The organism is Microbacterium sp. NPDC019599, assembly GCF_040632175.1.
Taxonomy (GTDB): domain Bacteria; phylum Actinomycetota; class Actinomycetes; order Actinomycetales; family Microbacteriaceae; genus Microbacterium.
Genome location: NZ_JBEYBL010000009.1, coordinates 138,956 through 164,010, shown reverse-complemented (window position 1 = coordinate 164,010; position 25,055 = coordinate 138,956). Strand labels below are relative to the sequence as shown.

Sequence of the window (25,055 nt, the reverse complement as noted above, 5' to 3'; positions counted from 1 at the left end):
CTGAGTCGGTGACGCTCGGCGGGCGCACCGTGAGTCTCGACCTCGAGGGCGACCTCGCCATCCGTGTCGGCGGCACGGGGATCGTCCTGTCGATCGCGGGGCAGACGCTCACGGGCGACATCTCGTTCCAGCAGGCGTCCGGGGTCACGACCATCGTCCTCGCCCACATCTCGCTGAGCCTCGGCGGAGGAGCCCTCACGCTCAGCGAGGGTTCCGGACTCTTCACGCTGGCTCCCGCTCCAAGCGGCATGACCGGGACCGTGTCGGGCGTCGTGGCGCTCACGGTGCCGGGGGTGTCGGCATCCGCCACGATGGTCCTCAACGTCAACACGGTGACGTCACTGCTCTCGATCACGGCGACGAACCTGTCGCTCGACATCGCGGGGCAGAAGCTCACCGGCAACTTCACGTTCGAGCAGAGCGGCATCGGCACGGCCCGTGTCGTCAAGGTCGCGGCGACCGCCGTGACGCTCTTCCTCGGCGACGACGGCGGCGACGGAGTCGACGCCGGCTCCGACGCCACGCCGAACGACGTGGGCCTCAAGCTCACGGACGGCGAGGGCGCGCTCCTCCTGACCACGACGGGCATGGCCGCCGACGTCAGCGGCACGATCGATCTCGTCGGACTCGACGACGTGCCGTTCTCGTTCGGCTCGGGCCTGGTCATCGCCCTGCAGATCAACACGATGCCGACGGCTGCCACGCAGACGTTCGTCGTCGGGCCCGACACCGTCGTGCTCGACCTGCCGGCCGGGCGCTTCGTCCGGGTCTCGATCACGGGCGGCATCGAGGTGTTCGACCAGACGCTGTCGGGCACGTTCATGTTCGAGCAGGTGCAGGGCGCCGGCGCCGACCGTCGCGCCGGCACGTCGGACGACGTCAAGATCCTCCGCATCGCCGCGACGAACGTCTCGCTCTTCGTGGGCGACGACGGCGGGACGGATGCCGACCTCAGCGACGACACCGGCATGCGCCTGAGCAACGGCACGGCGCTCCTCCTCCTCACGAACGAGGGCTTCGCGGGCCGCATCTCGGCCCAGGCGGCCATCCGCCTCGGCGCCGGCCTCGAGGCGAGCGCGACGGTCGCGGTCGAGCTGAGCGACATGCGCCGCACCGTGACGGGCGGCGTCATCCCCGTCGCGGTCGACGAGGAGTTCATCGTGGGCGGCGAGACGCTCACCCTCGAACTCCCGGCCGGCCCGTACCTCAAGGTCGGCGTGACGGGCCTCGTGCTCCTGATCGGCGGCCAGCGGCTCACCGCCGACGTCTCGTTCGAGCGGTCGACGCCTGTCGGAGCCGACGGCTTCCTGACCGCCGCCGACCTGCCCGTCCAGAAGATCCGCTTCGCCAACGTCGGGCTGCGCCTCGGCACCCCGGATCGCGACATCGTCGTCGTGCGCGACGGCTCCGGCGCCTTCGACATCTTCCCGAAGGGCGCCGCCCCCGGCGGCATCGCGGGCCGCGTCCAGGCGACCGTCGAGCTGCTCATCCCCGGCGTGACGTTCTCCGGGACGCTCGAGGTCCGCGTCAACACGCTCACGGTCGACAAGAGCGTCGACGGGCTCCTCATCACGCGAGGCGTCACGGTCGCCGGCCTCGACATCACGCTCGAGATCATGGGCCAGCGGCTCTCGGGCGACTTCTCCTTCACGAAGGACCAAGCCACCGGCGAGATCGAGCTCGCCTTCGCGAACGTCGAGCTCGCACTCGGCGACGGGACGCGCACCTACGTCACGGCCCGCATCGAGACGGGTGCGATCCTCGTCACCCGCGCGGGCGTCGTGGGCGCCGTCATCGCGAGCATCGAGCTCAACGACGAGGTCCTGCCCGACGTCACGATCGACGCCGACGTCATCGTCCAGATCAACAACACGACCATTGACGTAGTACGTCAGCTCGAGGTCGGCGGGACGGACTTCGACATCGCGATCGCGAAGAACACCCTCCTCGTCCAGATCGGACTCCCGGGCGAGCCGGCCGCGATCGGCATCCTGGGCCAGACGCTCAAGGGCGTCGCGCTCTTCGAGCAGAAGAAGACCGCGGCGGGCGCCAAGATCGTGCGCCTCGCCTTCACGGACGTCGAGATGTTCCTCGGCGACGACGGCGGGGACGGCATCGACCCGGACGGCACGGCGGACCCGAACGACGTCGGACTGCACCTCTCGGACGGCGGCGGGGCCTTCATCATCACGCCCAACGGGATGGCCGGCGAGATCTTCGGCGCGGTCGAGCTCCTCGGCCTGCCGATCGGGCTCGAGGTCGAGCAGCTCTCGCTCCAGCTGAACTCGATCCTCGTCGGCGGCAAGGGCGTCGTCGTCAACGAGATCTTCCAGTTCGCGGGGGTCACGATCACGACGCAGCAGGACGGCACGGCGTCGCGTCCCGAGATCCAGCGCATCTCGGTCGGAGTCGACGCGGGGACCTTCACGCTCGCCTACGACACCGACCTCGACGGCCGCCTCGAGCAGGGCGAGATCAGCGACCCGATCGCGTTCGACGCCGACCTCGCGACGGTCGACGCGGCGATCGAGGAGCTGCTCGACTCCAGCGCCGGAACGGATCTCGTGACGGTCACGATGGACGGCGACGTCTTCGTCGTCACATGGAAGGCGAACGGCGCCAAGCTCTCGCTCCTGGCGAACGTGCGGGTGCTCGCACTGCCGGCCGGGCCGTTCCTGCGGGTCGCGGCCAAGGGCATCGAGATCTCGATCGGCGAGACCGACCCCGTTGTCATCACGGCGGACTTCGCGTTCGAGCGGGTCGGCCCGCAGAACGCGCAGATCACGAAGATCGCGCTCGCGAACGTCACGATCAGCGAGGACCAGACCATCGACGGCGGGTCGAACCCCGGCCTCGTCTCGGGCTCCGGCTTCATCGTCGTCTTCCCCAAGAACGCGCAGACCGGCCCCGCCGTCACCGACAAGACCACGACGGGCGGCATCGCCGGCATCATCATCGGCCGCGCGAAGATCGCGGACGGGTCGTTCGCGCTCGACGCCTCGGTCGGCTTCACGCTCAACACGACGGGTGCCATCGTCAAGCAGTCGATCGTGATCGGCAGCGAGACGCTCACGATCGACGTCCCCGCGTCGCCGAGCTTCCAGTTCATCGTGCAGGACCTCAGCTTCAGCTTCGGCGGTGTCATCGCGATCAAGGCGGGCCAGTTCGCCATCAGCGCCAACGCCTTCTCGGGCACGGGCCTCGAGCTCTTCATCGGCTCGGGCATCAACCCCGACGGCACGATCCGCGCCGACGCGGTCGGCGTCCTGATCCGCAACGCCTCGGTCGCCTTCCAGAAGGCGGCGACGGGGCCGGGCTGGGCGATGCGCGCGACGGGAACGATCGCGCTGCTCGGCCTCGAGGGTCTCGGCATCTCGGGCACCGTCTCGTTCCAGGTCAACACGCACGACACGCAGTCCTTCACGCTCGCCGCGATGGGCGGGATGACGGGCGCCGTCGCCCCCGGAGTCTTCAGCTTCACCGCGACGGGCGTCCGGATCACCGCCGGCAGCGCCGTCACCCTCGGCGGCTCGCTGCGGCTCACGCGGGAGCGCGACGGAACACTGGGCGTCTCGCTGTGGAACGCCTCGGCGCTCGTGAAGATCGGCGGCGAGAACATCGTCGGGCTCACCGGCTTCGCGACGTTCTCGATCTCGCCCGCGACCGGGTTCCAGCTGGGCGCGTTCCGCGTCACCGACTTCGCGATCAAGCCGTCCGCCGAGCTCACGCCTCCCACGACCGACGCCATTCCGGTCGTCGTGACGGCAGACCTCGTGACGCCCGTCCGCAACAGCGTCTCGGCGACGGCGCCCATCACGATCGAGGTCGCGTTCACACCCTCCTCCGGATCGATCGACGTCGCCTCCGTCGCCGCCGGCCCGCCCGCCATCAGCGTCTCGGCGGCCGGTGTGAGCGGCACGTGGACCGCGGGCGCCCCCGTCCAGGTGGCCGGCAAAGCCAACACGTGGGCGTACACGCTGACGGGCCCGCCGATCACGGGGGCGGCCGTCGTCACGGTGAAGTTCAACGACGGCACCGTCACGGCGAGCTACGACGGCGACGGCAACGGCACGAACGAGAGCACGGCGCTCCTGGTCGGCGAAGAGGAGAAGTTCTACATCCTCACTCCCGCGACCCCGGGTGCCAAGCCCGGACCGCTCGCGTCGCTGGCCGTGCCGAGCCTGAGCCTCACGCAGCTGAACGCCCAGGGCTACATCGACATCGTCTACACCTCGATCCCCGCCGCCGAAGGCCAGGCCGCCGCCCCGATCGACAAGCAGTCGCTCGAACTCGGCCCCGCTCCCTTCACGATCTCGGGCCTCACGGGCGACCTCGAGTTCGACCCGGGCACCATCCGCCCGCGGATCGTGGGCGCGCCCCTGCTCATCGCCGGCGCCGCGGCGGGCTCGACGTCGGTCACCTACCGCTACTTCCTCAAGGACAAGAACCCGAACAACACGCTCGGCCTGTTCACGGGGTCGGGCAACGTCACCATCACGATGACGGCGGGACAAGTGCGGACCGACGAGGGCACGCCCGCCAGCAACCAGTCGCAGACCCTCCTCCTCGCGATCGTCCCCGGCACCGCCGGCGAGCTCGTCGAGGGCGGACCCATCGCGCTCGGGCCGCTCACGCTGCAGGGGCCGACCGTCGGCCTCGGCGGCTTCGGCTTCGTCGACGGGAAGGTCGTCCTGTCGGTCATCCTCGGGGTGCAGCGCGCGTCGCTCGCCTTCGGCGGCAACCCCACCACGGGTGCGCCGTCGACGGCGCAGACGAACTCGGGCATCACGGTCGACCTCGTCGGGATCGTCGGCTCCTTCGAGCTCGCGGTCGACGTCTTCGGCCTCCTCGGCGGCAACGTCGACATCCGCCTCACGGGCAAGTGGAGCCTGCAGGTCGCGGGCCTGGACGCGCAGATCCCGAACGTCGCGCGACTGCAGGCGACGGGCATCAAGATCGGCTACGACCCCAAAGGCCCCGCCGACCAGGAGCTCGTCCGCATCAACACCGCGACGATCACGTTCCCGAGGTTCGGCATCACCGGCTCGCTGCGACCGTACGACCCCACGCAGTCCTCCAACATCACGCGCAACAACGATCAGACGCTGGACCCCGGCCAGATCCCGGGTCTCACGGTCTTCGGCAACGGCTTCCGCCTCGGCACTGCCGAGCTCGCGTACGGCCTGCCGCCGACGACGCCGGTCGATCCCGCCAACGCGCTCACGCCGCAGGCGGCCGACCGCAAGATCACGTTCGGCGGCATCCTCGAGTTCGACGACATCCGTGTCGGCGTCTCGGGCCTGGACGTCCGCTTCCCGGCCGCGGGCGCACCCGCCGGCGACACGGCAGGGTTCACGGGCGTCATCTACATCGCGTCCGGCGGGGCGAAGCTCTTCCCGGGCAAGCCGTACGGCGCGACGATCACCGACCGCGTGACGGCCGACGACAAGCGCCCGGACGGGACGCTCGACGACGAGGCGTTCCGCATCGCGCTGACCTTCAGCGACGGCGAGGTGGATGCCTTCCAGCTCACGGTCGACACCCTCGAGATCCGCCTCGGCACATTCGTGACCCTCACGGCGCGCGACTTCCGCCTCGACACGGGCGCGACGGGCTCGCAGATCATGGTGCAGTTCCAGTCCGTCGGGGCGAAGGTCACGATCGGCGGGCTCGTCATCGGCGGCGAGGGCCGCAACTTCGCCATCACGGGCGACGGATCGTTCCGCGCGCTGACGGGTTTCGGCGTCTTCCTCTCGGTCGGCTCCGCGACCGGCGACTCGTTCAAGTGGCCGTCGTTCCTGCCCGTCAAGATCGACGCGATCGGCATCCAGTGGGACGACATCGAGAACCGGCCCGCGGACTTCGTCCTGATCCTCTCCGCGAGCGTCACAGGCATCAAGGGACTCGCCGGCCTGGAGATCTCGGGCGCCATAGAGGGCATCCGCATCCAGCCGTCGCTGCTGGTCGAGGGCAAGTTCCCCATCATCGGCATCGACTCCATCGGCGTCACCGTCAAGGGCAAGATGTTCGGCGGGGATGTCTCAGCGGGCCTCGTCGGCGGCATCCTGAAGCTCAACTCGGCCTACGGGATCATCGGCGTCTTCGACACGACGACGCCCGTCTTCCAGCGGGTCTTCTACCTCGGCCTCGAGGGCAGCATCTCGATCGCCGGCATGGCCGGGTTCGGCATCCGGATCGGCCTGTCCGAGCTCGGGCCGCTGCAGGTGTACCTCAGCGTCAACGTGCCCGGCGGCATCCTGCTCGAACCGAACTCGGGCCTGACGATCAACGACTTCGCCGGCGGCGTGGAGTTCTTCAAGACGCTCCCGTCGATCGAAGACCCGTTCGCGCTGCGGTCGTCGGCGTTCCAGCTGCCGACGGCCCTGACGGCCGACCAGTGGCTGCTCTCGCTCCAGCAGCAGGTCGCGAAGCAGGCGCAGACCATCGCCGCCAACCCCGCCCAGGGCGGGTTCGTCGCGGCGTTCACGTCGCCCATGGTCATCACGGGATCCGCGCGGATCTACTCGATCTACACGTCCCAGGCCGTCTTCAACGGCCAGGTGATCGTCAAGATCTCCACCGACGGCAAGATCCTCATCGTCGGCACGCTCAACTTCGCCGACGACAACATCTCGATCAGCGGTCGCCTCTACGCCGATCTGTCGAAGGTGTCCACGGGCAACGTGGTCATTCTGTTCCTGGCCGACTTCCCCGACCAGGTGCGCCTGCTGACCCTGTACGGGAAGCTCAAGATGGGCTTCCGCAACTCGTCCGGCAACGAAGTCACGTTCGACGTCGTCGAGGGGCTGGATCCCATCGCGACGGGCACCGCCCCGACGATCGATCTCGGCGCGCCGACGACGAACGGCGGGACCATCGACTACGGCGTCGTCAACGGCGCCAACGGGTCGATGAAGTACCTCGACGTCACGTACACGCCGCCGGTGGGTGCGAGCCTCGATCTCGGCCACATCCTCGACACGACGTCCGAGTTCACGATGACCCACGCGACCGCCGGGTCCCGCACCATCACCGGCCGGCCCGTTCCGATCGTCGCGGTGACGACCGACGAGGGCATGGAGTTCGTCGTCCTCGAGACCGACGCGACAGGGGCGTACTACGTCCTGGACGGCGAGAAGGTCTACGTGCTGCTCGTGGAGGACCTCGAAGACGGTGCCGACCTCCTCGAAGAGGCGATCCGCGTCACGGGCACGACGCGCTTCCGGTACCAGATCGGCACGGGGGCCCTCGCGATGGGCCTGTGGACCGTGAGCTTCGCCGCGGGCGCCGTCAAGAACGAGAACCTCACGACCGACGCCGGCACGACGACGGGCGCCGGCAGCGCCGCCAAGACGCTGACCTTCACCGTGACCGGTGCGACCGCGACGATCACGAACCCGACGCCGGGCGCCTCGGTCGACATCAACGTCATCAACGGTCGCGCCTGGATCGAGATCACCTTCACGCACCCGACGCTGTTCGAGATCGACCCGGCCTCCATCACCGACCTCGCCGCCGAGTTCCAGCTGTCGGGTCCCGGCATCGGCACGATCAAGGTCGACGGCACGCAGGCTCCGCAGCTCATCCAGACGACGGCGACGACCCTCAAGTTCCGCTACTGGCTGACCGGCCGGTTCGCGACGACGGGCGCCGTGAACCTGACCTTCCTCACCGGCAGCTGGTCCTACCTCTTCACGCCGAGCGGCGCTGTGACGCTCACCGACAAGCCCGTGCGGCCCGTCGACGCGAACGACCAGCCGGCGCCGCTGCCCGTCCGCACGACGATCGGCGTCCTGTTCCCGACGGGCGGGCAGCTCGGCCTCCCTGCAGGCTTCACGGTCGACCCCGCCTCGGTCATCGAGCGCCTCGCCGGCCTCGTGTTCGAGGGCACCGGCTGGTCGCTCACGGTCGACCCCAGCGTCGCGATCACCGCGACCGAGACGCCCGGCGAGTTCCGCATCCCGGTCATCGTCACGACCTTCGGCGCGGCGGCCGACCTCACGGCGCGCCTCACAGGCCAGGAGCTCGCCTACCGCGGTCCCGTGACGGCGGGCTCGCAGCCGGGGGCGACGATCGACATCACGCCGACGGCGTTCATCGACATCGACTTCGACGCGAGCGTGAACGGCTTCGCGCTGGACGTCCAGTCGGTCCTCGACCTCGCGGCCGAGTTCGAGCTCTACGGCGAGGGCCTCGGCACGATCGTCCTCGACGGCACCCGCGCGCCGGTGCAGATCACGGGTGCGCCCAGCGGCAAGATCCGCTTCCGCTTCTGGCTCACCGGCGAGTACGAGGCGGGCCTGACCGTGACGCTCACGCGGCTGCCCGGCGCCTGGTCGTACGCGGGATCCGTCACGCCGACCGCCGCGAGCCTGACGCAGTCCACGGCGTCGGTCCTGGTCTGGAGCGACACGCTCGTCGTGACCTTCCCGAGCGGTGGGCTGCCCGCCGGCTACGAGGTCGACGCGGCATCCATCATCCAGCGCCTGGGCGAGCTCACGATCACCGCGACCGCCGCCGGCTGGACCGTCGTGCGCGACACGACGCGCGCGATCGAGCGGGTGAGCGCCTTCGTCTACCGCATCCCGGTGCTGGTCGAACGGGATGCCGCAGCCGACCCGACGACTTCCACCATCACGCTCGGCCCGACGACCGTCAGCTACTCCGACAGCACGGCCGTCACCCCCGAGGACTACACGGCTCCCGGCCGCAACTTCATCGACGTCCCGTTCGTCGCGCCGACCGGTCTGCAGATCAGCCCGGCGTCGATCCTCGACGGCAACCCCGAGTTCATGCTCGTGGTCATGCGCAACGGGCTGCCCGTCACCATCACCGTCGTCGGGACGCCCACGATCCTGCGCGTCGAGGACGGCGTGCTGTGGGTGCGCTACCAGCTGTCGGCGCCGCTCGAGGCAGGCGACGACGTCGAGGTGACGTTCGGCGCCTCCGGCGCGTGGAGCTACGTCGAGGCCGACGGCACGACGGCCTACACGGGCCCTCAGCCGACGGTCGGGACGCAGCCGGCGGGCCCGCAGCCCCTCGACATGCCCGCCGACCGCGCGATGACCTACATCGACGTCACGTTCATCCCACCGGCGACGATCGACGGCGTCGAGTTCCCGATCAACCCGGCGAGCTTCGACCTCGACGTCTTCTCGCTGAGCGGGCCGGGCGCCAACGGCGTCCAGATCGTGGGGCTCGCGAACCTCGGCGGCAACACGTGGCGCTACTTCCTGAGCGGCTCTTTCGGTCCCGGCCGGGTCGACATCGTGTTCAACCTCGGACAGCTCGACGTCGGTCCGAGCCGCGCGCCCCCGGCCGTCACGACCCTGACCCAGTCCTTCCAGGTCGTCGGCGCGACGGCGGATGTCGTCCGCAACGTCCCCGACAACCCCGCGACGACGGACGTCGACGAGAGCAAGACCGTGCCGCTCTCCGGCTCCTCGATCGGCCGCGACCTCCTCAACGCCCTCAAGTACCTCGAGATCCGCTTCCGCGGCTCGGACGGCTTCGACATCGACCACTCGACCATCAACGGAGATGAGATCGAGTTCCGGGATGCCGCCGGCAACCTCATCACCCTGTCGGCCCCCGTCCGCGTCGGGACGAGCGACATCTACCGCTACGCGTTCACGGCGAACCTCGCCGCCGGCGCCTACACGATCACCTTCGTGGCCGGCCGGTTCGCCGACACCGGCGGGCGCCTCAACTCGGGCGAGACCGAGACCCTGCGGCTCACGGCTCCGACTTCGTCGCTGGCCGATCCGACGCCCGGCTCCGTCCTCGACGTCAACGACCTCATCGGCCGCGGCTGGATCGACGTCACGTTCGGCGACATCGGCGGCGTCGCCGTCGCGCCCGGCTCCATCACCGACGCCGACGCCGAGATCCGGCTCTCGGTCACCGTCAACGGCGAGGCCGTCGACCTCACGGTGATCGGCGCCGCGGTGCGGCTGGGCACATCGAACGTCTACCGGTTCTTCTTCTCCGGCTTCCCGACGAGCGGCACGATCGGCGCCCTCAGCATCGCCTTCGTCGACGCGAGCTGGCAGACGACGTCGGGCACGATGTTCGCGACCGCGACGCACTCGGCCACGGTCTCGGCCGAGACGCTCACGACCGCGACGATCCGCTCCCGCACCTGGATCGGCGTCCGCCTCACGCCGACGGCGGGTGCGCAGGTGGATGCCGGAACGCTCGGCGCGGGCGACCTGGGCTTCTCCGGCGGCGGCAGCGAGGGCCTCGCCTACCACGGGGTCGTCTTCGCCGACGGCATCGCGTTCTACTCGTTCACGAACGCGACGGGCCTGAGCGCCGGGACCGTCACGGTGGCCTTCACGGCCGGCGCCTGGTCCGACACCGCCGGCAACACGTCGGCGGGCGGCAGCCAGACGTTCCGCCTCATCACGCAGGGGACGTCGTTCTTCATCGAGCTGTCCGGCGGCATCCTGCTGCAGGCGGGCGACTTCCTCGACGAGCCGCTCCTGCACATCCACGCCGAGGTCGTCCTCGAGATCGACTACACGCGCCTGGTCTTCATTCTCACGTTCGCGGGTCAGATCGACGTCTACGGGCTCGGCACCCTCGGCGCGACCGCCGGCCGCTTCGTCCTCGTTGTCGGCGACGAGTCCTCGAACCCCATGTACCCCGTACCGCAGTTCTGGGGCGTCGCGACCATCGAGACGAACTTCGAGGCGCTGCGGCCCTACGGCATCTACCTCAGCGGCTCGGCACAGCTGCGGATCAACCTCACGAACGAGGTCAAGAACGAGACGATCACGCTCCCGGGCGTCGGCCCCGGCGGCACGGACCTGACCGAGGAGTTCGTCCTCCAGCCGTTCAGCTTCGGCTTCCAGATCCTGGGTCAGGCGATCATCGCCCCGGCCGGCAACGAGATCATGCGGATCCAGGGCGGCCTGTACCTCAACATCTCGGCCAACCCGCCGACGCCGTCGATGGACCTCTTCGTCACGGGCCACATGTCCTTCGGCGCCGGCGCGGCGCGCCTCGAGTACGGCTCCGTGACGGGCGTGCTCATGATCTCGACGCGCACCGACAACGGCGCGATCCCCGGCGTGGCCGGCAGCATCCGCGTCGCCACGGGCGTCGGCATCGGCCTGCCGAACATCGGCTCGCTCTTCTCGGCGACGGGCTCGGTCAACGTCATCTTCAACACGACGCTCGTCGACCAGACCTTCGTTGTCCCCAACGCGTTCCTGCCGCTGCTCCTGCCCGGCCAGGCTCCCGTCTTCTTCATCCCCGCCTCGCCTCCCGGCATCGACGGGCAGCCCGACCCGAGCGCACCGGCCGGCGGCAGCATCTACATCGTCGCGAGCATCCAGGCCGAGCTCACGATCGGCGGCGCCTTCACGCTCACCGGCTTCGTCGGCATCACCGCGGCGATCGACCCGTCCGGCACGGCCTACCTCAAGGTCGACGGCATGGTGGGGACCAGCATCCCGTACCTGGGCTCGCTCACGGGCGCGCTCAACCTCGCCGTCTACGTCGGCGCGCAGACCGGCGTCGTGGGCCGCGTGCAGCTGACGCTCGGCGTCAACTCGATTCCCGGGCTGTCGCTCAACGGCCAGTTCCTGCTCGAGATCAACACGTTCAGCTCGACGCGGCAGATCCGCACCTTCGTCGTCGACACGCAGACCGTCAACGGAGTCACGGTGTTCGGCGGCTTCCAGCGGCAGAACGGCCAGCTCGTCGTCGCCAACCAGACGATCGGCGTCGTGGCGGGCTTCCGGCTCGAGATGTACGGCTCGCTCAAGGTCATGAACGTGCTCGACATCACGGGCCACGTCGTGCTCACGATCGGGGCGAGCGAGGTCAGCCTCATCGTCAACGGCAACGCCTCGCTCTCGCCGTTCGGCGGTCTCGTGATCCGCGACAGCGGGTTCCGGATCAACAGCAAGGGCCTCGTCGCGCGGCTGGAGCTGTCGCTCGGCGCGGACTTCGGAAGCGCGATCGACCTCGGCTTCTCGGTGAGCGCGGTCCTGGCGGTCAACACGACGGGGGCCAACGCGCTGTTCGGCACGACGAACGTCGCCCCCGGATTCCTACTGCGGCTCGACGGCTCGATCAACTTCCTCGGCTTCGCGCGCGGCACGGGATTCGCCGAGATCCGGATCGCGTCGGGCGCCTTCGAGATGAGGTTCGGCGTCGCGTTCGACCTGGCCGGGCTGACCTTCAGCGCGAACGGCGTCGCAGGCATCTACAACGACGGCTTCGTCATGAAGGTGGCCGTCAGCGCGTCGGCCGACGCCTTCGTATTCAGCCTCAGCGCGAGCGGCGAGCTGCGGATCAACACGACCAACCAGGTCCGACTGGGTGTCGAGCGCGGCTTCAAGCTCCAGCTGACCGGATCCGTCACGCTCCTCAAGCTCTTCAGCTTCGACGCCGGATTCACGATCGAGGTCGGCAAGACCAGCGCGACCGACACGACCTTCTCGGCGGGCGACTGGTACCTGTCGGCCTACGCGAGCCTGGACTTCTTCATCGCGACGCTGTCCGGAAACATCTTCCTCAACTCGGAGGGCAACTTCAGCCTCGTCCTGTCGGGCCGCATGCAGCTCGGCGGAAGCTTCATGGGCATCCGAGGCGACTTCAGTCTCGAAGTCTCGTTCCTGTCCCACGAGGACGACGGCCTCAAGTGGTACACGCTCTTCATCGGCGGCTCGGCGAGCGTCGAGGTCTACTTCGACTTCAAGCTCTTCGAGATCAGCCTCGGCGTCGGGCTCGCGCTGTCGGTCTCGGCGGATTCGCGGAATGCCGACTCCAACGGCGACGTGCCGCTCAACTTCCGCATCACGGTGCGGTTCAAAGTGCTCGGCACGTGGTACTCGCGCAGCGACACCTTCCAGATCGGCACGGTGCGCTTCCCCGTCGTGCCGTACCTCGCGAGCAACGGCACGACGGGGCACGCCGATCCGTTCCGGGACCTCCGCGAGTGGAGGACGACCGACACCGACCTGTGGCTGAACGTCGGCGATCTGCAGCACCGCAGCGCCCGCGACGTCTCGGAGGGCACGACGGACGAGTCCGTCTACATCGAGCAGATCGGGGCCCTGGACGCCCTGGGCCGCGCGACGATCAAGATCACGGCCTTCGGCCACTCGCGGACCTACGCCAACGTCGAGCGCATCCACGCCCTCTTCGACAACGGCGTCGACAGCGTCGTGATCGACCCGAGCGTGCAGATCCCCGTGACGTTCGACATGGGCTCGGGGAACGACACCGTCCTGCTGCAGGGATCGGGTCAGGGGAGCTCGGTCAGCGGCGGCACTCAGAACGACACCATCACGGTCGCCGGCACCGCCACGGCGAGCGTCGACGGCGGCGACGGCGACGACACCCTCCGCCACACCGGCACGGGTCCGGTGACCTTCAACGGCGGCGCCGGCGACGACATCCTGGTCGGCAGCTTCCTCGCGCCCGACGGGCTCATGGGCGACATCCTCAACGGCGGCGACGACGACGACACGCTCTCCGGCCCCGCCAAGCTCTACAACGGCGGCGCCGGCGACGATGTCATCACCGCGACGGCCGCGATGTTCGCCTCCTCCGAGCCCATCGTCGTGATCGGCGGCAGCGGCACCGACCGCCTCACCATCGTCTTCGGCGGCAGCGCCGACCAGATCACGATCACCAACCCGTCGTCGGGACGCCTCCGCTACACGCTCGGCGCCGACGCGGCCGACAGCACCGGCATCGAGAACCTCGTGATCGACGCGGGAGCCGGCTCCGACCTGATCACGCTCGACGACGTGACCGGTGCGGGCTCCGGCATCCAGACGATCGACATCCTCGCGGGCGCCGGCGGCACCGACATCGTGACGGTGCGGGGCTCGGCGACGGCGGGCGACGTCTTCGCCGTCTCCACGACGGCCGGCCCGAAGGCCGTCCTCACGGCCTCGGGCTACGCCGTGACGATCGCGGGAGCCGTGCGCGCTCAGGGCGACGCCCTCATCGTCGACGGGCGCGGCGGCGCCGACAGCATCAGCGCGGCCGGCGTAACGGACGACCTCCTCGCGCTGACGCTCGTCGGCGGGACGGGTGGCGACACACTCGTCGGCTCGCGGTTCGACGACGTGCTCGACTCCGGCTCGGGCGACGACTTCGTGACGGGCGGTCTCGGCCGCGACACCTTCATCGACGCGGGCGGCTTCGACACGCTCATCGAGTCCTTCGCGACCGGCGACTTCGGCCTCTACGGCAACCTCTTCGTCGTCGGTCTCGTCGTGGGCACCGACTTCGGCGTCGGGTCGATCGCCGAGAACCTCGACCACCTCTTCGAGGTCGCGCGCCTGAACTCGACGGGAGGCGGCGCCACGACGATCCTCATCGGCGATGCCGACGGGTCTGTCCTCGTCGCGGGCAGCGCCCTGACGGCCGACCCGTGGCAGGGCACCGCATACGTCGACCCGGGTGCCGGCGACGACCTCGTCCGCATCGAGCTGACCCGCTCGACCGGCATGGCCGTCCACGTGAGCGGCTCGGCCGGCTCGGATCGACTGCACGTGTGGGGCTCGACCGCTCCCGACGACCTCATCGTCGACGTCGTCGCCGCGCCGCCCGCCGGCACGCAGAGCAGCCGCATCCGCCGCGTCTCGTTCAACGCCGCGGGCGTGATGACCGAACTCGGCACGATCACGTACGGCGGCGTCGAGCTCGTCGAGATCCGCACCCTCGCCGGCGGTGACCGCGTCGCTGTCCGCGCGATCCAGGTCGAGCACCGCATCCACACGGGCGAGCACACCGACCGCGTCGCCGTCGGCTCGAAGGCCGCCGACGCCGGCACGACGAACTCTGCGTGGACCAACACGGGCGGCAACGTCAACGCGATCGGCGCGGCGCTCATCCTCGACGGAGGCTCGGGGCCGGGCGCCGTGACCGGTTCCGATCTCCTGTCGATCGACGACACGGGCGACACCGCGCCGAACACCGGCGAGCTCACGTCGAACACCGTCAAGGGCCTCGGGATGGCCGCCGCCGGCATCACCTACACGACCTTCGAGCAGCTCACGATCGACCTCGGCTCGGGCGGCGACACCTTCACCATCCACTCGACGCACGGCGGGACGACGGCACTCACGACCAACAACGGCGCCGACCTCGTGATCGTCCGCACGATCTCGGGCGCGACGTCGATCGACACCGGCGCGCACGACGACATCGTCCGGATCAGCTCGACCCTCACGGGCGTCGGCGGCAACGTCGTCGGCATCCAGGCCCCGCTCACCCTCACCGGCGGTGCGGGCGCCGACACGCTGTACCTCGACGACGCCGCGACGATCACAGACCGCATCGGCGTCGTCACGGGCGGCTCGATCTCGGGCCTCGGCATGACGAACGGCTCGCCGACGCCGAGCCTCGTCCAGGTCCTCACGATCGCCGGCGCTGTGAACGGCCGCTTCACGCTCTCGATCCCCGGCTTCGGGGCGACCGGCCAGCTCGCCTTCGACGCGACGGCCGCCCAGGTGCAGGCGGCCCTCGAGGCCCGGGTCGGCGCCGGCAACGTCGTCGTCACGAAGGCGGGCGCCCGCTGGACCATCGCCTGGACCGGCGCACTGGCGGGCGCGGCCGGACGGACGCTCGTCCTCACCGCGAACACCGTCGCGGGCCACCCGCTCGTCAAGGCCGGCGGCGCCGCCGTGACGCCGGGCTGGGTGCGCATGACGGACGGCCGGATCGGCTACTCGGCGTTCGAGACGCTCGACCTGACGCTCGGCGCGGGCTCCGACATCCTGAACATCGACTCGACCCACAGCGGCGTGACCGACGTGCACGCGGCGGCGGGCGACGACCGCGTGTTCGTCGAGGCACTGTCGGGGACGACGACGATCGAAGGCCAGAGCGGCGACGACTGGCTCGTCGTCAACGCCGTGCACGACCCGGTCGCGGTCAACCCGATGCAGGGCCAGACGCTCGACCTCGACGGCGGCGACGACTCCGACTACTTCCTCATCGACCTCTTCGGCGTCGGCAGCAGCCGCATCAACACGATCGACAGCTCGGCCGACGGCGGGACGAACATCCTCGTCGTGAACGGCTCGGCCGCTGGCGACACCTTCCTCTTCCGCCGCAACCTGACGCGTGCGCTCATCGCCCTGCTGACCGCGACGGTCCCCGGCACCTTCAACGGCGTCGAGAAGGTCACGTACGGCCAGGAGATGACGGGCGGCGTCGTCGTCAACGGACTCGGCGGCGACGACGCGTTCGCCTTCGACGACACCTCCTCGGTCCTGACGGTCAACGGCGACTCGGGCAACGACGTCTTCCGTTTCGGCCAGCTGTACACGGGCTACACGGGAGACGCGGAGTTCCCGGCCAGTGACTTCTTCTCCTCGTCCCGCGGCCTGCTCACGCGGGGCGTCTCGTTCACCTCGACTGTCCGCGGCGGCACGGGCGACGACGTCTTCGAGGTCTTCCGCAACGTGGCGACGCTCAACCTCTACGGCGACGCCGGCGACGACACGTTCGTCATCCGGTCGTTCGTCGGCGAGTCCGAGGCGACGGCGCTCGACGCCGGCGAGGGCCGCAACTTCATCCAGTACGCCTCGAACGCACCCGTCAACATCGACGGCGGCTCGGGCTTCGACCTCGTCGTGATCATCGGCACGGAGCTCGGCGACACGTTCGTCATCACGGCAGGCGGCGTCTACGGCGCGGGCCGCGTCATCCGCTACGTCAACGTCGAGAAGGTGTCGATCTACGGCATGGAGGGCGACGACGTCTTCCACGTCCTGTCGACGAACCCGGCCGTCGAGCTGTCGATCTTCGGCGGTCTCGGCTCCGACCGCGTCGAGGTCGGCAGCCGCGCGCCGGCCGTCCAGGCGAACGACCTGCTGGGCCACACGGGCCTCATCCGGCATTCCGTCGAGAGCTCGGTCACCAACTCGCTGTGGGCGCTCATCCCCGTCGACGGCATCGCAACCGAGATCATGGACGACGACGAGCCGACCGTCGTCGTCGCGCCCGTCGGCGGCTCGCTCGTCGTGACCGAGGGCGGCACTGCGCGCAGCGTCACGGTGCGGCTCACCAAGGCTCCGCTGACGGCCGTGCAGGTGACGCTCACGGGCCCCGCCATCGACCCGACCGCGACGACCCGCGCCCGCTACATCGAGCTCTCGCTCGACGGCGTCACGTGGCAGACCTCCGTGACGCTCGACTTCGCGGCCGGCGACACGGCCCAGCGCACGATCTTCGTCCGGGCGATCGACGACCTCGCCGCCGAGGGCGAGTGGTTCTCGCCCATCGATGCGATCGTCACGGGCGGCGAGTACGCCGGCGCGCTTGTGGCCACGACGTTCGTGCGCGTGCTCGATGACGATGCACCGGGGGTGCCCGTCGTCCTGCCCGACGGCGGCATCCGCGTCATCGAGCCCGCAGGCGGCACCGGTGGGACCACGGCCTCCTACGAGGTGCGCATCATCTCGACGCCGCGCGGACCCGTGACGGTCCAGCTGACGGCGCCCACGGGGCTGCAGATCAGCGCGGGCGGCGGCTGGGTCACGACGCTCACCCTCACGTTCGCAGCCCCGGGCGTGCGCACGGTCTCGGTCCGCGCGATCGACGACACCAAGGTCGAGGGGCAGCACGTCCAGGCGATCACCGCCGTCGTGACCTCGAGCGACCAGCTGACCGGCACCATGACCGGCGCGGCGGGCCTCGCGAACGAGTTCGCCTTCTCGGGCTTCGGCGTGACGCCCGGATCGCTCAAGGGCCAGCTCATCCGCTTCACGAGCGGTGCCGCAGCCGGGCAGATCGCGCGCGTCTGGAGCAACACCGCCACGACGATCGAGATCGAGGGGGAGTGGGATGCCGCTCCCGCCGCCGGCGACTCCTTCGTCGTCATCGGCTACACGGCGCCGCTCGTGCAGACCGAGCTCGTCGGCACGGTCGGCTCGGTGACCGACGGCGGCAGGACCGTGACCCTCACCGGCGTGACCCTCCCGGCGGGCTCGCTCAGCGGAGCGCTCCTGCGAGTCGTCGGCGCCAACGGCACGGCCACCTACCGGACGATCGCCTTCAACAGCGGCAACTCGATCACCGTCACCGACGCGTGGGGCGCCGGCACGCTCGTCCCCGGTGTCACGAAGCTCTACATCGCCGAGATCCCGGGCGTCGTGCTCGCACCCGTCACGGTCCTCGTGCACGACGGCGACAGCGCCGGCGTCGTCATCACCCCGATCGGCGGCGACATCCGCCTCGTCGAGGGCGCGACCGACCCGCTGTTCGGCGGAGCCTCCGCCCAGTTCGGCGCCTACGCGACCTACACCGTGCGGCTCACCCGCGCGCCGGCCGCGGGCGAGGTCATCACCGTCAAGCTCGACGCGATCACGTCGTTCACGGGCATCGGCCTCCCGGCGGCGCGCCAGCTGCAGATCTGGAACGGCACGACGTGGGTGAACCAGCTCTCGCTCACGTTCGTCGCGGCCGGTGGCGACTGGGCCACGGAGCGCACCGTCTACGTCCGCGCGATCGACGACGCGGTCGTCGACGGCGGCGACATCCAGGAGTTCGCCGACTCGGCCCGCCGCCTGCACCTCATCCAGGGGCCGCTGTTCATCTCGGGCGGCGACGACCCCAACCCGCCGGTCGCCCTCGGCCTGGAGGGCTACCTCCCGATCACGCTGCCCGGCGAGGTCTCGGGTCACCCGCTGCCCGTCACGGCGAGCACGGCGCAGGCGATCGAGCCGGCGCAGGTCGACACGCTCGTCGTCCACAACGAGGACAGCCCCGCCGCCGACGTCGGGACCCTCACGAGCGACCGCATCACGGGCCTCGGCATGGCGGACGACTACTCGCTCGCCGGCCGGCCTGTGCTCGGCGGCATCGGCTACACGCAGTTCGAGGACCTCACGATCCTGCTCGGCTACGGCGACGACACCTTCACGGTCGAGTCCACTCATGCGGGCACGACGACGATCGATGCGGGCCCCGGGGACGACAGCATCCTGATCCGCACGATCGACGGGCACACGCGCGTCATCGGCGGTCCGACGAGCGCCTCGACGCCGCTCCTGGGCAGCACCGACGACGACACGTTCACGGTCGGCACGGTCGCCGGGCTCCTCGACCTGCTGCGGGCCCTGCTGGTCCTCGACGGCGGCGTCGGCACGGACGTCGCGCACCTGCGCGACGACGGCGACTCCGACGCGCTGCGGGCCTGGCTCACGCAGGACACGTTCACGGGCAGCGACCTGCAGCCGCGGGCCGGCCTGGACGAGCTCGGCCGCCCGCTCGACCGGATCTACGCCGTCACGCCGCGCGGAGGAAGCTTCACGATCCTCCTGTCGCAGCGCCAGGGCGGGACCGAGACGGGCATCGGCGCCGTCACCTTCGCCGCCGGCGCGACCGCCGAGGCGGTCCGGGCGGCTCTGCAGGCCCTCCTGTTCCCGACTCCGCTGAGCTGCGGCACGGGCGACGTGACGAGGTGCGCAGCGAGCGTCTACGTGTGGCTCGTCGGCGGCACCTACCTCATCGGCTTCCGAGGCGAGGTCAATGAAGACCCGGACCTCCCCATCACGATCCAGCTCGCCGCGGTCGGCGCCACGGCCGTCGCGACGGACGGCGCGACCCTCTCCGGCATCCGCTACACGGGGCTCGAGACGCTGAACATCGCGCTCGGCTCCGGGGCCGACGTCCTGAACATCCGCGGCACGCTGCCCGTCACGAACGTCTCCTTCGGCGCGGGCGACGACCGCGTCTACATCTCGTCGAAGGCGGATGTCGCGCTCAACGGCTTCCCGCAGTTCCTCGCCGGCGACCTCGACGGCATCCTGGGCACGCTGAACCTCGACCTCGGCGCAGGCCGCCACACGCTGCTGCTGAGCGACGAGGGCGCCGCGGCCGGCGACCCGAATGTACTGATCACGGATGCCGCGGCCGCGGCCCTCGCACGGGATGCCGCGCTCGCCGCGACCGCCGAGCGCGAGATCTACGTCCTGGGCCTCGCGCTCGCCGGGATCTCGTGGCGGGCGAGCGCCGGCGGCACGTTCGCCGACGGCATCCGGATCTGGACGAGCGGATCCGCCGACACCATCACGATCGACGGCACAAGCAGCAGCGCCGGCGTCCGCACGACGACATGGCTCAACACGGGCCTCGGGAACGACACCGTCACGGTGAACCTCACGGCGAACCAGGACGGCTTCTTCGTCCTCAACACGCAGGGCCCGAACGACAACGTGCTGGGCCTGGGCGCCGACCTCGACGACGGCGACGAGCCCCTCAGCGCCGACATCGTCCACGAGATCCGCGTCAACGGCTCGCTCGTCTCCGCCTCGCGGTACGTCGCGTCGTCTCGCCTGGACCTCGTCGGTCTCTTCGACTCGCTCGCACCGGGCGACGTCGTGACCGTGACCCTGCGGCTCACGACCTGGTCGAGCTCGGCGGAGCTCGGAACGACGGCGGGCCTCGTCGGGTACCGCGTGTGGGTCAACGGCCGGCTCCTCGACGCGTCCGAGATCCAGCTCGTCGGCACGCACCTCGAATTCGCGACGTCCGCGCAGCGCGACGGTGCTCCGGCGCACGTCCTCGTCGAGGTCACTCGCACGAGCGTCCTGCCGACGTTCACGATGCCGGCCACGGGCGCGATCCTCCCGGCCGGCGCGAACGACGACGACACCGTCAACGGTCACGCCTCGACGCTCCCGCTCGTCATCTTCGGCGGCATCGGAAACGACACGCTGCACGGCGGCGTCGGCGGCGACCTCGTCTTCGGCGACCGCGGACTCGTCCAGTGGGTCGACGCCACGACCGGTGCGGTCGTCGCGCAGTCCGGCAGCGGCGGACCCGACGACTTCACCGACGGCGAGGTGCAGCCGGTCGGCTTCGTGACGACGATCGACCCGACGATCGGCGGCGCCGACGTCATCACGACCGGCATCGGCGCCGACATCGTCCTCGGCGGCGCCGCGGGCGACACGATCACGACGAACCGCGACGAGAACGGCGGGACGGATGCTGTCGGCATCGTCTTCGGCGACCACGGTCTGCTCGACTGGGTCGTGGGCGGCAGCGACACCCCCGCCGACCTCGATCTCGTGTGGTCGATCGATCCCATTCACGGCGGCGCCGACGTGATCACGACCGGCAAGGGCGACGACCTCGTCATCGGCGGCACGGGCGGCGACACGATCACGGCGTCGCACGGACGCAACATCGTGCTCGGCGACAACGGCAGGTACACCGCGACGAACGCCACGACGCAGGCCTGGGGCGCGCTGCCGATCACGGCGGGCGACCTCCAGACGACCGACCCGGCGATCGGCGGCGGCGACACCATCACGACGGGTGGCGGCATCGACATCGTGCTCGGCGGCGCGGCGGGCGACTGGATCGCGGCGGGCGCCGAGGCCGACGTCGTCTTCGGCGACCACGCGACGCTGACGCTCGCGGTGCCCCCCGCGGCACCGGCGGCCGGCCTCCGGGTGCTCACGGTCCGCGTCATCGACAACGCGATCGGCGGACGCGACACGATCCGCGGCGAGGCCGGCCAGGACGTCCTGGTCGGCGGCGCCGACAACGACCGCATCGACGGCGGCACGGGCGAGGACCTCGTCTTCGGCGACAACGTCGCCCTCGATCGCACGGGCCGGTACGGCAACCACACGAGCCTGCGCTTCCAGGTGCTCACGGGCGGCCAGATCTACAGCACGACGGGCACGACCTCCGGCGCCGCGCTGCTTGGCAATGCGGCGAAGAGCAACCCCGCCGGTGCGACGGCGTGGAGCGACTTCGGGATCGTCTTCCTCGACCACACCGCCACCACCACCTCGGGCTTCGGCAGCGACTACCTCGCGGGCGGCGCTGCGGACGACATCCTCTTCGGCCAGCTCGGCGACGACACGATCCAGGGCGACGGCTCGATCACCGACACCCCGGCCGCCGACGTCGGATGGTCGCGCGCGACGGGCGCCCTCGTCATCGTGCCGTCCACCGAGCAGACCACGGACGGCGACGACTACATCGAGGGCGGCGGCGGAGCCGACACGATCTTCGGCAACCTGGGCCGCGACGACATCATCGGCGGCAGCTCGAGCTTCTTCAGCCTCGTCACGAAGAACGACCGTCCCGACGGCGCCGACATGATCTTCGGCGGTGCGGGCACGGACGTCGGCCGCAACTACTACGAGGCCGGACACGGGCGCGACTCCGACAACATCGTCGGCGACAACGGCAACATCGTGCGGCTCGTGGGTGTGAACAACGGCGCCGGCGGCGGCTACCTGCAGTTCACGTACGACAACTACGGCGAGGCCGTCAAGCTCCTCCCGCGGGCCGTCACGCTCCTGGACTACACGCCGGGCGGCCCGGACTTCGCGCCCGCCGCGCTGACGGGTGACGTCATCGGAGCCGACGAGATCCACGGCGAGTCCGGCGACGACACGGTGTACGCGGGCGGCGGCAACGACGTCGTGTTCGGCGACGCGGGCGACGACGACCTCGTCGGCGGCTGGGGTCACGACTGGATCTCCGGCGGCACGGGCGTCGACGGCATCCTCGGCGACGACGGCCGGATCTTCACGAGCCGCAACGGCTCGACCGAGGTGCTCAACGGCCTGACGAGCGCGACGACGCAGATCGAGATCACGACACCCGGTCGCGTGCAGGTCGCGATCATCTTCCCGACCGGCAAGCTCAGCAAGCGCGTCGACCTCACGCCGTTCGCGGTGAACGGCGTCTTCACGGCGACCCTCTTCGACGCCCAGTACGCCAGCGACATCCTGTTCGGCGGCTGGGACGACGACTTCATCCACGGCGGATCCGGCGAGGACGCCCTCTCCGGCGCCGAGGCGCTCATCGAGGGCTACGGCTACAAGGCCGGAGTGCCGGGCGGCGTCCGCAGCGACTTCACGCGGCCGTTCAACGACGGCACGCTGCTCGGCTTCGACGACGCGGCGGGCGAGTTCGCGCTCTACGACGAGTACAACCCGATGACGAAGATCATGCTCGCCGGCGGCCACGAGTGGTTCCTCAACTTCCTGCACACCGAGGGCTGGCTCGACGCGGTCGCCACGACGACGCGCACCGACGGCGACGACGTCCTGTTCGGCGACCACGGCGCCGACTGGATCGTGGGCGGCACGGGCCGCGACACCGCGTGGGGCGGCTGGGGCAACGACCTCATGAACCTCGACGACGTCCTGACGACCAATGCCGGGCTCAACGACCAGCCCGACACCAACGTCTCGTACGAGGACCGCGCCTACGGCGGTGCCGGCCTGGACGTCCTCATCGCCAACACGGGCGGCGACCGCCTCATCGACTGGGCGGGCGAGTTCAACAGCTACCTCGTGCCGTTCGCCCCGTTCGGCATCGGCACCGTGAGCCGGCAGCTGAACCCCGGCCTGCAGGAGTTCCTTTACCAGCTGTCGGCCGCGCAGGGTGCCGACTTCACGATCGCACAGCTCGCCGGCGACATCTCGATCCCGCGCAACGGCGAGCCGTGGGGCGAGATCGGCCTCGTCAACCAGAAGGACGACGCGTGGCAGGACCAGACCGGCGGCCCGCGCGACCCGCAGCCCGGCAACGTGCCCGGAGGCAAGCGCGACGTGCTGCGGTCGGCGGCGTTCGACTCGGGTGCCGACGCCTTCTTCGCCGACTCCGGAGTGTTCACGGCGTCCGGCGGCAACCTCAGCGTGACCGCCGCCTCGACCGGGGGCGACGCGGCGGCGGTCTACTACATCGACCAGTACCTGCCGATCTACTACGAGATCAACGCGCAGGTGTACCTCACGAAGCCGACGGGCGGGTGGAAGGCCAACGCGTACGTCATCTTCGACTACTTCACGCCGACCGACTTCAAGTTCGCGGGCGTCGACCAGTCGACGAACAAGCTCGTGATGGGACACCGCACCGCAGCCGGCTGGATCGTCGACGTGCAGGCGGTCGTCAACGGCGGCGTGAAGTCCGACAAGTGGTACACGATGCTCGTCGCGGTCAACGGCACGACGGTGACCGTCATGCTCGACGGGACGGCGGCCTTCACCTACACGTTCGCGCCGCGGATCCTGGACGGCGTTGCCGTCGGGCTCAACAAGGGCTTCGTCGGCGTCGGGTCGGACAAGGCCCGCGGCAAGTTCGACAACATCTCGGTGCAGGTGCTGCCGCCCTCCATCACGCTCGACACGACGGAGGAGTTCGCCTCCGGCCCCGGCATCGTCGGGGGAGTGCGCGGCACGTGGACCGCGACCTCAGGCGCGCTGACGGGGTCGGCTGCGGCCGGGGCGCCGGCATCCGTCTCGCTCGCGGGGATCGGGGCGACGCTCGCCGCCAACGCGTACCTCGAGCTGACGACGATCGTCTCGCTCACCGCCGGCGGCAAGGCGGGCTTCGTCTACGACTACTACTCGCTGACGGACTACAAGTTCGTGATGCTCGACCTCGTCGCCAAGGCCGTCGTGTTCGGCCACGTCGTCGGCGCCCAGACGGTCGTCGACGAGTCGGTCGCGTGGGCGAGCCTCGCAGCGGGCACGAAGTACACGCTGATGCTCACGATCAAGGGCGCGTCGGTCTCGCTGACGCTCAACGGGGCCTTCGTCCGGTCGCGCGCCTACAACGCCGCCCTCGCCGACGGACGCTTCGGGTTCGTCGTCGTCGCGGGGACGGCGACCTACGACTCACTGCGCATCCGCACCGACGGCTACAGTCCGCCGGCCGCCGCGACGGTCGCGGTCGGCGGCTCCGGGACGACAGGCGGGTCGGGCAGCGCCGGGTCGGGCACGACCGCCGGGGCGGGTGCGAGCGCGGGCTCGGACACGAGCGCTGCCGGATCGGGCACGAGCGCCGGGTCGGGTACGACCGCCGGCACCACGACGCCCCCCACCGCGACCGAGCCGACTCCCACGACGCCCTCCGCCGCGACCGAGCCGACTCCCACGACGCCCCCCACCGCGACCGAGCCGACTCCCACGACGCCCTCCGCCGCGACCGAGCCGACTCCCACGACGCCGACGCCGGCCGATCCCGCGCCGGCGGAGCCGACGAAGCCCGGCCGCGGCAAGAAGTGACGCTCGTCCGGCGCCAGGCCCTAGCATCCGGTC

At 70.3% G+C, this 25,055-nt stretch carries 1 protein-coding gene; it reads left to right on the top strand.

What is annotated here, in order from left to right; all coding sequences use genetic code 11:
• Positions 1 to 8: 8 nt before the first annotated feature.
• The gene (locus ABZ477_RS15475; protein WP_360134929.1) at positions 9 to 25,022 is read left to right on the top strand and encodes a calcium-binding protein; all 25,014 of its coding nucleotides are present in this window, start codon (positions 9 to 11) and stop codon (positions 25,020 to 25,022) included.
• Positions 25,023 to 25,055: the final 33 nt, after the last annotated feature.